Genomic DNA, 13,617 nt, shown 5'->3' on the forward strand with positions numbered 1-13,617 from the left:
TACGATGGGGCGCCATAAATGGCGTAATGCTTATTAGCTAAGCCATTGGCGATGGCGCTGACCGGTGCCACTTTTGGTCCGGCGGTCCTCGCGCCGCTTACGCGGTACCTTCACTTCGCTCGTCTGCCTGACGGACCGGCGGAGACGGGACGTCCTGTCCCGGCTCCGCCTTTCGCCCGCGTCCTGCGGGCTCTCCTGGCTTCCTCGCTTCGTTCAGCGCTGCGGATTGCCGGCCCAAAAGCGGCCCCGGCCTGCTCCAAACCTTCAGTGCGTGTTGTTGAAAAGGGCACATTTGCCAGAGGCGCTGACGCGTCTGCTGCGGCAAAAGGGCTATCCGCAGCGCTGAGGCTTTTACGTTGGGCCAGGAGCCTCACGCAGGGATGCGTGAGGCAGTTCGGGGCCGGCCAGGACGGCCGATCCCCGAATGATCCGTCGGCACGACGTGAAAGCCGAAGGTACCGCGCTAGCGGTGCGAGGACGGCCCGTGACGCAGTAGATGTGTCAGAGCCCGCAGCAGATTTAAAGCACAATGATTTGACCGGTTGTTACATCACGCCCATTAAACGCGGTAGCCATAGCGATAACGCCGGAATATAGGTAATCAACATCAGCACAATAAACAACACGCCATAGAAAGGCAGCATGGCGGTGACCACTTGCTCAATCTTTTGCTTACTCACGGCGCTGGCGACAAATAATACCGTGCCGACCGGTGGCGTAATTAAACCGATGCCTAAGTTGGTTAGCATTATCATGCCGAAATGCACCGGATCGACGCCGAGTGCGGTGGCTACCGGTAATAGTACCGGCGTCAGAATCAGGATCAGCGGTGCCATATCCATTAGCGTCCCCACCACCAGTAGCAGCAGATTAATGCACATCAAAATCACATACTTGTTACTGGAAAATTGGGTAAAGGCTTCGGTAATAATGGTGGGTAATTGCATAAAGGTCATTACCGCACCAAAACCGGCGGCGAAGGCGATCAACACCATCACAATGGTTACCGTTTTGATGGTACGAAACACCAGGATATGCAATTGCGTCCATTTGAAATCACGATAAATAAACATGGTGACAAAGAACGCCCAGATGCAGGCAATGGCTGCCGATTCCGAGGCGGTGAAAACGCCGGACAGAATTCCGCCGAGAATGATGAAAATGGTGAACAATCCCCAAAACGCATCGAAGAAGATTTTCAACGCCTGCTTGTAAGGGATGCGCTCGCCTTTGGGATAGCCGCGTTTACGCGCAAATCCCAGGCACATTACCATTAAGCAAAAACCCAGTAACAGGCCAGGAATGATGCCGGCGACAAACAACGATGAGATGGTGACAACACCGCCGGTGGCGAGCGAATAAATCACCGAATTGTGGCTGGGCGGGGTTAACACCGCTTGTACCGAGCCGCTGGCCGTTACCGCCGCAGCGAAGTCACGCGGATAGCCTTTCTCCTCCATCTGCGGAATCATCACGGAACCAATCGAGGCGGTATCCGCCACCGAAGAACCCGAAATCGCGCCAAAGAAGGTTGAGGCGACAATATTCACCAGCGACAAACCGCCGCGAATAAAACCAACGAAAATATAGGCAAAGTTGACCAGCCGCCGGGCAATGCCGCCTTCCGCCATAATCGCACCAGCCAAAATGAAGAACGGAATGGTTAACAGTGAAAACTTATTAATGCCGTTGGTAATCTGAATCACCACCGCTTCCAGTGGTAAATCGATCCACCATGCCCCGATAAACGCGCTCAATCCTACGGCAAATGCCACCGGGAAACCCACCAGCAGTAATACCACCAAACTGCCTATCAAAATCAGTGCGTCCATTTTCTTCTCCGCTTAGTGGGTGCCGCCAAGAGTCACGATGGCGCGTTGGCTTTGATCGCCAAAAACCAATCTTTCAATGACAAACAGCAGGGTGAAAATCGCGCCGATTGGGATCGGCAGATACATTTCGCCATAGGTCACCACCGGTAGTGAGGCCAGCGTTTGCACCCACATCGCTTCACACAGGTTGTAACTGGCGCGGAAAATCACCAGACAGGTGATGATCATCAGCGCGTCAGACAACTTGAGCAGCCAGCGCTGATTCACCGGCGAGAGCCGGTCGGTCATCATCGAGACGCAAATATGCGTACCGGCGCGGAACCCGACTGGCGCACCAATAAAGGTAAAGATGATCATGCAAATGATGGCGACCGGTTCTGGCCAGGATAACGCGTCGTTCAGCACATAGCGGGTGAAAATCCCGATGGGAATCACCGTCACCATAATCAACAAGGCAACGGCGGCGATCGCCATGCACAGCAAATAAAGCCCATCCATCAGACGAGAGTATGCAGTCATAATGTTTACCTGATTAAAACGCCACGTAGGCACGTGGCGTGGGGAGGATTACTTCACATCAGCAATTTGTTTCATCAAATCCTGATATTTCCCGCCAAACTGATCGCGCACTGGCTGGGTGGCTTTCATGAAGGTTTCACGATCGGTTTCCTGGAAGGTCACGCCACCGGCTTTCATCTTCTCGATGGATTGTTGGGTGTAAGTTGCCCAGAGCTGACGCTCTTCCTCCTGCGCCTCTTTGCCTAATTTCTTCAGCAACGCCTGGTCGTCAGCCGAGAGGCGATTCCACAACGGTTTAGAGTAGAGAATCATTTCAGGCTGAATGAAGTGGCCGGTGAGGGTGTAGTACTTAGCGACGGGCATATAGTTGTGGGCAACAAAGGTTGGCGGGTTGTTTTCAGTGCCATCCACCACGCCGGTTTGCATGGCGCTAAACACTTCGCTCACGCCCATTGCCACCGGGTTTGCGCCCATGGCTTTTAAGGTCGCCAACGAAATCGCACTGTTTTGCACGCGGATTTTCATACCCTTAAGATCGTCGGGTTTGGCAATCGGCTTTTTGGTGATCATGTTGCGCACACCGGCGTCGGTCCAGCCGAGGAATATCATGCGGGCGTTAGGATCGTTATCGAATTTCTCGACGATATTTTTCCCGATATCACCATCAAGCACCTTGTGCATATGATCCTCATCGCGAAAAACATACGGCAAGGTTAATACGCTGGTTTCTGGCGCGATGGTGGTGACCGGTGCCAGCGAAACACGGATCATGTCAATGGCGCCCAGTTGCACCTGCTGCAGCGTCTGGTCTTCATCGCCGAGTACGCCACCGGCGTAAACCTTCATTTCTAATCGGCCATCAGTGGCTTTTTTTAGCTTCTCGCCCATGTGTTCAAGCGCCACCACGGTGGGATAACCCGCCGGTTGAACTTCGGCCACTTTAATGACCTTGGCAGAAGACACTGCCGGGCAAAACGCTGCCGCAGAGGATAACGAAACGACCAGAAGTAATTTTTTAAACGTCATGCTTTTTCTCCAGCTAAGGGGAGGCAGGAAGGTGCGGCGCATTAATTTGTCGAAGGATGCCGCGTGGTGTCAGCATAGAGAAAATAGTGGCTGGAAAAATAAGGGAATGGCGATTGGATGAATTACGTCACATTTTGAAACGATGTTTTAATAATTTTATATTGAGTGTCACATTTTCAAAACATCACCACAACAATCCATATCCTGTGGGGATAATTATGTGTTTTCAAAGGAGTTTAAACCACATGGTCCAATCTATCTCCCTGATATGCATAAAGTAAATATAGATACGACAATATCATGTTTTACGAATCCGCCTTCTCCGCCACAAACTACTCGCCATATTCATGACGAAAAGGATAAGGCGCATGTCATACCGACTGAGTTTGCTGGATAAATCGCCGATTGCCGACGGAGAGACAGCCAGCCACGCGCTACACCGCACGTTACAGCTGGCGCAGCAGGCGGAAGCCTGGGGCTATCACCGTTTCTGGTTAGCGGAACACCACAATACCGATCGTCTGGCGAGTCCGTCGCCGGAACTGCTGATCGCCTGGATCATCGGCCAGACACAACATATTCGCGTCGGCTCCGGCGGCGTGATGCTGCAACACTACAGCCCTTACAAAGTGGCGGAAAACTTCAACTTGCTGGCGTCCTTAGCGCCGGGCCGCATTGACGTTGGGGTCGGCAAAGCGCCGGGCGGCTTGCCGCTCTCAACGCGTGCGTTGCAGCTCGGTGTGCATCTGCAAGAGAAAGGCAGCTTCGCCGAGCAATTGACGCTGCTGGATAGCTGGTTGCAAGTGCCGCCAGTGGGCGATGAAGAGATTCTGCGCGCTACGCCACAGCCGCCGCGTCCGGCCAATCGCTTCCTGCTGGGTGCCAGCGAAGAGAGCGCCAAACTGGCGGCGGAACTCGGCTGGCAGCTGGTGTTTGCGGCGCATCACAACGGCGATCCGCAACTGATGGAAAAAGTCCTTAACAGCTATCGCCAGCACAGCAACGGCCAGCGCGCGCTGGTGGCGGTGCAAGTGGTGGTGGCGGACTCGCCGGCGGAAGCCGATCTACTGGTGGATAACCTGCGCGTTTATCACGTCAACGTGAAGGATGGCCCCAGCGTTAACGTCGGCAGCGTCGAGCAGGCCGAACGCTACGTGCGTCAGGGCGGTTATACCGATTACGTGATTGAACCGCGCACGCCATCGCTGCTGAAAGGCACCGCCGCGCAGGTGCATGCCAAGCTGGATGCGCTGCATCAGAATTTCGGCATTGAAGAATTCGTGATTGATACGCCGGTGGCTGAAGAGCAGGCGCGCGTGAAATCACTCGAACTGTTGGCCACTCACCGTTTAGTCACCGCATGATTCGCTGCTTCCGGAGGCAGGTATGACGCAATTTAGCGAACATCAGCTGATTGACTGGCGACGTGAGCTGCACAGCTGGCCGGAGTTATCCGGCCGCGAAGTCGAAACCACCGCGCGCCTGCGCCGCTGGTTACAGGACGCCGGTTTGCGTCTGCTGGATTATCCGCTGGAAACCGGCGTAATCGTGGAAGTGGGGCACGGCGACACGTTGATTGCGCTGCGCGCCGATATCGATGCGCTACCGATTCACGAAGCCACCGGACTCACTTACCGCTCGCGCAACAGCGGCGTAATGCATGCCTGCGGCCACGATGTTCACAGCGCGGTGATGCTGGGCGCGGCCTTGCAGCTGAAAGCCGTTGAAGATCAATTGCCGGGGCGCATCCGTATTCTGTTCCAACCGGCGGAAGAGAACGCCACCGGCGCACGCCAGTTGATCAATGCGGGCGTGCTCGACAGTGTGCAGGCGATTTTCGGCATGCACAATGAACCCGGTTTGCCGACCGGCACCTTCGCCACACGCGGCGGCGCGTTTTACGCCAATGCGGATAAATTTATCGTGCGCGTTTCCGGCAAAGGCGCGCATGCCGCGCATCCGGAAGAGGGCGTGGACAGCATTGTGGTCGCCAGCCAGATTATTCAGGCGCTGCAATCGCTCACCAGCCGCAGCTTCAATACGCTGGACAGCTTAGTGCTCAGCGTCACGCGCATCGACGCCGGCAAAACCTGGAACGTGTTGCCCGGCGAGGCCGAATTTGGCGGCACGGTGCGCACCCATGACAAACAGGTGCGCGCGGAGCTGGAGCAGCGCGCCCGCACGCTGGTGGAGAATATCGCCGCCGCCAACGGTGCCAGCGCCACCTTTAGCTGGCATCCCGGTCCGCCGGTGCTGGAGAACGATGCGCGCTGGGCGCAGTTTGCCAGCAATGTGGCGCAGCAGGTGGGCTACCGCGTGCAGACCGCTGAGTTACATCTCGGCGGCGAAGATTTCGCTTACTACTTACAGCAGATCCCCGGCGCGTTTGTCAGCATTGGCAGCGCGAGCGAATTTGGTCTGCATCATGGCGGCTTCAATCCTGATGAAGCGCTGATTGCCCCCGCTGCACACTACTTTACGCAACTGGCTCAGCAAGCGTTGCAGCACCTCAACGCGCGATGTCGTGACGCCATTCTGAACTAACGCGATTCACCCTTTAATTCCGGTTCTGTACGGCGACAGGCATGTCGCCGTCAGGCTGCGCCTTGGCAAAAGAGAGAACATTATGACTGCAAGACAACTGCGATTGGGCACCATTCTGCATGGCGCGTCCGGCAATATGTCCGCGTGGCGTCATCCGGCGGCACTGGCCGATGCCAGCATCAATTTTGATTACGCCAAACATATTGCGCGCAAGGCGGAAGCGGGCAAGCTGGATTTCCTGTTTGTTGCCGATGGCCTGTTTATTAATGAAAAATCGATTCCCCACTTCCTCAATCGCTTCGAGCCGCTGACCTTGCTGTCGGCGCTGGCGGGCGTTACCGAGCATCTTGGTTTGGTCGGCACGGTTTCCACCTCATACAGCGAGCCGTTCACCGTGGCGCGGCAGTTTTCCAGCCTCGATCATCTGAGCGGCGGTCGTGCGGGCTGGAACGTGGTGACCTCGCCGCTGGAAGGTTCGGCGAAGAACTTCTCGCGCCAGCAGCATCCGGAACACGCGCTGCGCTACCGCATCGCTGATGAGTATCTGCAAGTCGTGAAAGGGCTGTGGGATTCGTGGGAAGGCGACGCTTTCGTGCGTAATAAAGAGAGCGGCCAGTTCTTTGATCCTGAGAAGCTGCACACGCTGAATCACCACGGCGATTTCTTCCAGGTGCAAGGGCCGCTGAATATCGAACGCACGCCGCAAGGACGTCCGGTGGTGTTTCAGGCGGGCGCATCGGAAGATGGCCGCAAGCTGGCCGCTAAACACGCCGACGCCATCTTTACCCATCAGCCGACGCGCGAAGAGGCGCAGGCGTTCTACCGCGATGTGAAAAAACAGCTGGTGGCGAATGGCCGCGAACCGGGCGATCTGCACATTTTCCAGGGCGTCGGTGTGATTGTTGGCGACAGTGCGGAAGATGTGGAGCAGCAGTATCAAACCACCGCCGCGCTGGTTTCCATCAAAGATGCGCTCAACTATCTCGGTCGCTTCTTCGATCATCACGACTTCTCACAATATCCGCTGGATGAGCCGTTCCCGGAACTCGGCGATATCGGGCAAAACAGCTTCCGCAGCACCACCGACGAAATCAAACGTAAGGCGCGCGAGCATGGCCACACGCTGCGCCAGGCGGCGCTGGAAGCCGCGACGCCGCGTCCGCTGTTCCACGGCACGCCAGAGCAGGTAGCCGACGGTTTGCAGCTGTGGTTTGAGAGCGAAGCGACCGATGGCTTCATCATTCAGGGCGGCACACCAGATACATTCGAACGCTTTGTCGATCGCGTGGTACCGATTCTGCAAGCGCGCGGTTTGACCCGCAGCGAATACCCCGGAACCACGCTGCGCGCCAGCTTTGGTCTGAAAGATCCGGTTAACCAATACACACAAAAATAAAACTCGAGAATAAACGCTATGCAGAAAAAATCCCTTATTGCGCTGTTGTTGCTGGGCATGAGCAGCGCCGTATTCGCCGAAGATGTGGCGGTTAACGGTCAAAACATCAGTGTTGAAGCCAACAAAACGCCGATCAATACCGCGAAAAATGACGCCGCAGTGGCGCAGATCCCGGCTGGACATCGCTTTGCCGTGCCGGGTTCGTTCACCGTAGCGGTCGCCGCGCTGAATTCGCCGCCATTAACTGTATTCAGTGATGACAACAAAACCCTGCTCGGCAGCGAAGTGGATATCGCCCGCTTAGTCGCCGACAGCCTGGGTCTGAAACTCAACGTGGTGCCAACTTCATGGGAAGACTGGCCGCTGGGCGTGGCATCGGGCAAATACGATGCGGCGATCAGTAACGTGACCGTCACTAAAGAGCGCAAAGAGCGCTTCGATTTCGCCACCTATCGCAAAGATTCACTCGGTTTTTACGTCAAATCCAGCAGTCCAATTAAGTCGCTGACCAAAGCCGAAGATATTGCCGGACTGCGTATTATCGTCGGCTCTGGCACCAATCAGGAATCGATCCTGCTGGCCTGGGATAAAGAGAATCAGGCCAAAGGGTTGAAGCCGTTTACGCCGGTGTATACCAAAGACGATGCGGCCCAAACGCTGGCGCTGCAGTCAGGCCGCGCCGATGCCTACTTTGGTCCGAACGTAATTGGCGCCTGGAAAGCGGCGCTGACCAAGCAGACGCGTTTGGTTGGCAGCGTCGATGGCGGCTGGCCGAAAGCGGCGCACATCGCGGTGACAGTGAAGAAAGATGGCGGTTTAGTGCAGCCGATCAACACCGCGCTGAATGGCGTGATCAAAAACGGCGATTACGACAAGGTGCTGAAGCGCTGGGGTGAAGGCGTGGAGCGTATCGACAGTTCAGAGATCAATCCGGCCGGATTGGGCGATTAAGGAGGCCGCATGAGCGAGCAACTGTTCCGCGAAGTATCACCGGAAGCGCCTGAGCTGCAACCGATTTTGACCGGACTGTTTGGTGAATATACCGCGCGCTACGGCGCGTTCTTCACCAGCCAAAAAGAGGTGGAGCTGACCGAATGGTATTTACCGCCGCGCGGGCTGTTTATCGTGCTGGAGCGTGACGGCGAGATCATCGCGATGGGCGCGTATAAACCCTACGACGAGGTGACCGCTGAGTTTAAACGCATCTGGACGCGCAGCGATCTGCGTCGTCAGGGATTGGCACTGCTAATCCTGCAGGAACTGGAGCGCCGTGCGCTGCGTGCGGGCTATCAGCGCGTGTTTCTCACCACCGGTTTCCGCCAGCCGGAAGCGGTGAAGTTGTATATCGGCCACGGTTATCAGCCGCAGTTTGAGCTGCTGGAGGATATGGAGGTCTACAGCCAGCCGCCACACGATGGACGCTTGCGCTTCCTGAAAGTGATTGATGTACATAGCGTGGCGCAGGCCAGCTAAGGAGTTGTAATGCGTAATGAACCACAACGTTTAACCGTGGTGCCGGCGCGATATCCGGCACGTACCGTCGGCGCGATTGTCGCGTTGTTTATTCTGGCCAGCGTGATTGATTCGGTTGCGTTCAATCCGCGCTGGGAATGGGGCGTGTTCGCCAAATGGTTTTTTGATCCGGTGATCCTCAGCGGTTTGGGGCAAACGCTGCTGCTGACGCTGTTTGGCACCATACTCAGCCTGATTTTTGGCGGTTTGCTGGCGCTGGCGCGTCTCTCGTCATCCTGGCTGCTGAGTACGCTGGCGTTTGGCTATATCTGGCTGTTCCGCTCGCTGCCGCTGATCGTGGTGCTGATCATCCTCTACAACTTCTCCTATCTGTACGACACGTTGTCGCTCGGCATTCCGTTTACCGCGCTGTCGTGGGGCCATTTCCAGACCATCAACGTGCTCGGCCAGTTCCCGGCGGCGGTGATTGGTTTGACGCTGGTGCAGAGCGCTTATAGTGCTGAGATCATTCGCGGCGGCTTTTTGGGTGTCGATCACGGCCAGTTTGAAGCGGCTTCGGCGCTGGGATTATCCTCCACGCGCCGTACCTTCCGCATCATTCTGCCGCAGGCGCTGCGCGCGATTATTCCTACCACTTTTAATGAAATCATCAGCCTCGCCAAAGGCACCTCAATGGTTTACGTGCTGGCGATGCCGGAACTGTTTTACACCATTCAGATGATCTACAACCGCACACAGCAGGTGATTCCGCTGCTGATGGTCGGCGCGGCCTGGTATCTGATCATCACCACCATTCTGTCACTGCTGCAGCACAGCGTTGAGCGCTGGCTGGCGCGCAGTGTCACCCGTGAACCGCAGCCGTCGCGCTGGCGTCAATGGCGTAACCGCAGCGCCAAACCTGCAACCGAGGAGCTTTCCCATGTCCGAAGCCATTGATTACCGCAATCTGCATACCGCTGGCGCCATTAGCATTACCGGCGTGAGCAAGTCGTTCGGCAAACTGAAAGCGCTGGATGATGTGTCACTGGAGCTGGAACCGGGATCGGTGACGGTGATTCTCGGGCCGTCTGGCTCGGGCAAATCGACGCTGCTGCGCACCATTAACCATCTGGAGCGCGTTGATGAAGGCTATATCCAGATCGATGGTGATTACATCGGTTATCAGCGTCGCGGCGACAAGCTGTATGAGCTGAAAGAGCAGGCAATTCTGCGTCAGCGCATCAACGTTGGCTACGTGTTCCAGAACTTCAATCTGTTCCCGCATCTGACGGTGCTGGAGAATCTAATTGAAGCGCCGATTGCGCATCGTCAACTGTCACGCCATGAAGCGATTGATCGTGCGGGTGAATTGCTGGATGTGGTTGGCCTGCGTCACAAAGCCGATGCCTGGCCGCGCCATTTGTCGGGCGGCCAGCAGCAGCGTATCGCGATTGCGCGTGCCTTGATGCTCAATCCGCGCGTGATGCTGTTTGATGAACCGACGTCAGCGCTCGATCCCGAGCTGGTGGGTGAAGTGCTGGATGTGATCAAAAAGCTGGCGCGTTCCGGCACCACGCTGGTGATTGTCACGCACGAAGTCGGTTTTGCGCGTGAAGTGGCGGACAACGTGGTGTTTATGGTCGATGGACGCATTGTTGAGCAGGGCAGCAGTAATCAGGTACTGAATCAGCCGCGCCACGAGCGCACCAAACGTTTTCTGGCGCGGGTACTTTAATGGAACGAGTGATTATTGCGGCGTTGCTGATAGTGATGTCAGGCGCGCCAGCCATCGCAGCAGAAACGCTGGATGCCAAAAACAACGAAACGCCGATCAATATAGCCGCGAATCCCCAGGCTATCGCGAAAATTCCGGCGGGTTTTCACTTTGTGAATCCGGGTTATTTGACCGTCGCCACTACGGCGATGAACTCGCCGCCGATCGGTTTGTGGGCGTCGGATAATAAAACGCTGATCGGCAGCGATCCGGATATTGCGCGTCTGCTGGCGGACAGTTTGGGCTTAAAGCTGAAGCTGGTGCCAGCCGCGTGGGAAGATTGGCCGCTGGGTATTACCGCTGGACGGTATGACGTGGCGATGTTCAATATTGCCGTCACCGAAGAGCGCAAAAAGAAGTTCGATTTCGCCACCTATCGCGCGGATAACCACGCCTTTGCGGTGAAAACCAACAGCGCGATAACCGCGATTAAGGGCCGCGAAGATGTGGCGGGTAAGCGCATCATTGTGGGTTCGGGCACCAATCAGGAGCGGATTTTACTCAGCTGGGATGAGAAGAACCGCGCGCAGGGCTTAGCGCCGGTGCAGCCGATCTATCTCAACGATGATGCGGCGGCCACGCTGGCGCTGCTTTCGGGACGTGCGGATGCAACGTTTGGCCCTCAATCATTGGCAGCATGGAAAGTCGCTTCGCGCGGGCAGACCAAAATCGTCGGCCACGGCCCGTTCCGCGCTTGGGTAGCGGTGACCACTAAAAAAGGTAATGGATTGGATGTGGCACTGCAGCAGGCAATTAATGGCGCGATTGCCAGCGGCGAGTACAAACAAGTATTGGCACGCTGGGGCGAACAGGAAGAGGCGGTGGAAACCTCGCAGGTAAATCCGCCGGGGATTGTTTACCAGTAATTTTCTGTTCTGCTTAATTTTGCGAGAAAGCTCACGATGTGAAAGTTGTGAGCTTTTTTTTATTTCATTGGGTTTTAGGTCGGCCCACATTAAATTGTCGGTAGATTGTTACTTGCTCAGTTAATTGATTATCTTCTTTGTTTTTTTGACAGTTATTTTTATTTTCTTATTCAAACCACTAATGTTTTTGAAAAAAACCGGTGTTAAGATGTTCAGGGTTTTGGGCCAGTGCGGTGTTTAACGTTTACCATTGCAAAAGGGAGTTTGATTATATGGCCTACCGTCAACCTGCATTACCCAATCAAAAATGAAAACGATTGGGGTGAAATAATGTTAGCTGAACCGTTAAATAAAAGTGTTATCAATTATGCGTGCCGTCAACGTAAATGCAAACAAGGCGGACAACCACCGAGCGGAGGTAAAGGAATGCAAGAGCGTGTTAAAAGTCTGGAAGACAATGTTACCGTATTGGTTTCTGACGTAGCGGTGATTAAGTCAAACTATGCCACGAAACAGGATGTCGAAGCGGTCAAAGCGGATGTAGCGGTAATCAAGTCAAATTATGCGACTAAAGAGGATGTGGCTGCCGTGAAAGCGGATGTAGCGGTGATCAAGTCTAATTACGCTACCAGGGAGGATGTTACGGCGATAAAGGTCGATTTATATAAAGCAATGATTACACAAACCAAATGGATGGTGACTACCCAATTTGTAACCTTAGGAGCGGGTCTTTCACTTGCGAAACTGCTGTTTTAGTTAATATTTCGTGTGCCGGTCGCCATAAATGGCGACCCTGCAAAACAGGAGATTATATTTTGGCTTTCTTGATCCATACCTGCGCATCTGCGGGCGGCAGCGGGCGGGCGAAATGGTAGCCCTGAAACAGATGGCAGCCTTTATCGCGCAGGTAGGTGAAATACTCCTCACTCTCGATGCCTTCAGCCAGCACATTCAGACCCATTTCACGCGATAACTCGATGGTTTTCTGCACCACAATCGCCGATGACTCATTTTTAAAAATCTGCATGATTAATGATTTATCAATCTTAATATCATCAATGGCAAAATCACTGATCGATTTAAGCGATGAATAGCCGACGCCAAAGTCATCAATCGCCCATTTAACACCTAATTGGCTAAAATGGCTGATTACGTCGCCAATACGCTTCTGGTCGTAGACAAAGGTGGTTTCAGTAATTTCAAACTTGAGGCGTTCGGGGCGGATTTTATAATGTGACAGCGATAACAAGGTATCCTGGGTGAAATCGCGGTGTATTAACTGCAGCGGACTGATGTTAACAGAAAACACCAAATCACTAAGGTGCTGACCGCGATCCCATTCGGCGATTTGCTGTAAGGTGTGTTCCATCACCCACTTGCCAATGTCGATAATCAAGCCACTTTTTTCGGCCACTGGAATAAACACTTCGGGTGAGATAAAGCCTTTAACAGGATGCTTCCAGCGCAGCAGGGCTTCAAATCCAATCAGCTTTTTATTGCTGTCGACTTGTGGCTGGTAATAGAGCTCCAGCTGATTCTTTTCGATGGCTTGTGAAAGTTCGCGTTTGATCAAATCGGTTTCGGAGTAGTTGCCGCGCAGCGTGAATGCCGTCAACAACAGCGCGATCATTGGCACTGCACAGTTGACGATATAAAAGCCGGATTCATGCGGAATATTGAGCTTAAACGCGCTATGTTGCCAGGTTAATCCTGTCGAGATAAAAAACAGATAAACCACCAGGCAGATTAACGGGAATATTTTACTTAAGTAAGGTGTTTGCTGGCGTAATACCAATGCTGAGCCGACGGTTAATGCCACCAGATAATTGTACTCTGAGTGTTTTTCTACTCTGTGGTCATTATCCAGCAGAAACAACAGCATTATGATCAGTAACAAAGCATGCACGATGATGTAGAGATGTTTGTTCAGCTTGTCACGGAATGCCGCAATGACAATATAAAATCCCATCGCGGTGCTCAGGCAATATAAGGCGGAAACACCATTTTCTCCCTTAATGAAATTCGTCGCTACCATATAAAAACCCGCCAGGATACTGGAAAATCCAGCAATGAGCAGAGTTAAGCGCAATTTTTTTTCTGGGTTATCACCCTGCAAAATGAAGGGTAAATCTTTTAGCATGGAATATCTGGAGCTAAAATAAGAAATCATCTGAGGTTCTCATTTTTACTGTCATATTTATTAAATTG

13 protein-coding genes are annotated in these 13,617 nt (G+C 54.0%); 9 read left to right on the forward strand and 4 right to left on the reverse strand.

The window, feature by feature from the left end; translation table 11 throughout:
- Nucleotides 1–545 precede the first annotated feature (545 nt).
- Genes PZBJ_RS04535 through PZBJ_RS04545 form a run of 3 tightly spaced genes read right to left on the reverse strand, consistent with a single transcriptional unit; the run spans nt 546 to nt 3,377 of the window.
- Complete coding sequence (locus tag PZBJ_RS04535) at nt 546–1,832, reverse strand: TRAP transporter large permease (protein ID WP_101761395.1); 1,287 nt, start codon at nt 1,830–1,832, stop codon at nt 546–548.
- A 12-nt stretch (nt 1,833–1,844) separates the two neighbouring features.
- Entirely contained in the window at nt 1,845–2,351 is a 507-nt protein-coding gene (locus PZBJ_RS04540) for a TRAP transporter small permease (protein WP_101761396.1), read from the reverse strand.
- Nucleotides 2,352–2,399: 48 nt separating this feature from the next.
- The gene (locus PZBJ_RS04545; RefSeq protein WP_101761397.1) at nt 2,400–3,377 is read right to left on the reverse strand and encodes a TRAP transporter substrate-binding protein; all 978 of its coding nucleotides are present in this window, start codon (nt 3,375–3,377) and stop codon (nt 2,400–2,402) included.
- Between the two features lie 368 nt (nt 3,378–3,745).
- Here PZBJ_RS04545 and PZBJ_RS04550 point away from each other — a divergent pair, with 368 nt between their 5' ends.
- From PZBJ_RS04550 to PZBJ_RS04590, 9 genes are all read left to right on the forward strand, one after another.
- A complete protein-coding gene (locus tag PZBJ_RS04550) occupies nt 3,746–4,741 on the forward strand; it encodes an MsnO8 family LLM class oxidoreductase (protein WP_101761398.1) in 996 nt (331 codons plus the stop codon).
- A gap of 22 nt (nt 4,742–4,763) precedes the next feature.
- Nucleotides 4,764–5,921 (forward strand): amidohydrolase, encoded by a 1,158-nt coding sequence (locus PZBJ_RS04555; RefSeq protein ID WP_101761399.1) that lies wholly within the window; start codon nt 4,764–4,766, stop codon nt 5,919–5,921.
- Nucleotides 5,922–6,003: 82 nt separating this feature from the next.
- Nucleotides 6,004–7,317: an LLM class flavin-dependent oxidoreductase gene (locus tag PZBJ_RS04560; RefSeq protein ID WP_101761400.1), complete on the forward strand. Its 1,314-nt coding sequence runs from the start codon at nt 6,004–6,006 to the stop codon at nt 7,315–7,317.
- 18 nt (nt 7,318–7,335) lie between these two features.
- Entirely contained in the window at nt 7,336–8,268 is a 933-nt protein-coding gene (locus PZBJ_RS04565; protein WP_101761401.1) for an ABC transporter substrate-binding protein, read from the forward strand.
- Nucleotides 8,269–8,277: 9 nt separating this feature from the next.
- Nucleotides 8,278–8,790: a GNAT family N-acetyltransferase gene (locus PZBJ_RS04570; RefSeq protein ID WP_101761402.1), complete on the forward strand. Its 513-nt coding sequence runs from the start codon at nt 8,278–8,280 to the stop codon at nt 8,788–8,790.
- A gap of 9 nt (nt 8,791–8,799) precedes the next feature.
- A complete protein-coding gene (locus tag PZBJ_RS04575; RefSeq protein WP_101761403.1) occupies nt 8,800–9,726 on the forward strand; it encodes an amino acid ABC transporter permease in 927 nt (308 codons plus the stop codon).
- The gene (locus PZBJ_RS04580) at nt 9,710–10,504 is read left to right on the forward strand and encodes an amino acid ABC transporter ATP-binding protein (protein WP_101761404.1); all 795 of its coding nucleotides are present in this window, start codon (nt 9,710–9,712) and stop codon (nt 10,502–10,504) included. The genes PZBJ_RS04575 and PZBJ_RS04580 overlap by 17 nt, the downstream gene beginning before the upstream one ends.
- Entirely contained in the window at nt 10,504–11,409 is a 906-nt protein-coding gene (locus tag PZBJ_RS04585; protein ID WP_101761405.1) for an ABC transporter substrate-binding protein, read from the forward strand. The genes PZBJ_RS04580 and PZBJ_RS04585 overlap by 1 nt, the downstream gene beginning before the upstream one ends.
- Before the next feature lie 330 nt (nt 11,410–11,739).
- Entirely contained in the window at nt 11,740–12,165 is a 426-nt protein-coding gene (locus PZBJ_RS04590; RefSeq protein ID WP_240632876.1) for a hypothetical protein, read from the forward strand.
- A gap of 52 nt (nt 12,166–12,217) precedes the next feature.
- Here the strand turns inward: PZBJ_RS04590 and PZBJ_RS04595 are convergent, their stop codons facing one another.
- Nucleotides 12,218–13,579: a putative bifunctional diguanylate cyclase/phosphodiesterase gene (locus tag PZBJ_RS04595; protein ID WP_101761407.1), complete on the reverse strand. Its 1,362-nt coding sequence runs from the start codon at nt 13,577–13,579 to the stop codon at nt 12,218–12,220.
- Nucleotides 13,580–13,617 lie beyond the last annotated feature (38 nt).

Source organism: Pantoea endophytica, assembly GCF_002858935.1.
Classification (GTDB): Bacteria; Pseudomonadota; Gammaproteobacteria; order Enterobacterales; family Enterobacteriaceae; genus Pantoea; species Pantoea leporis.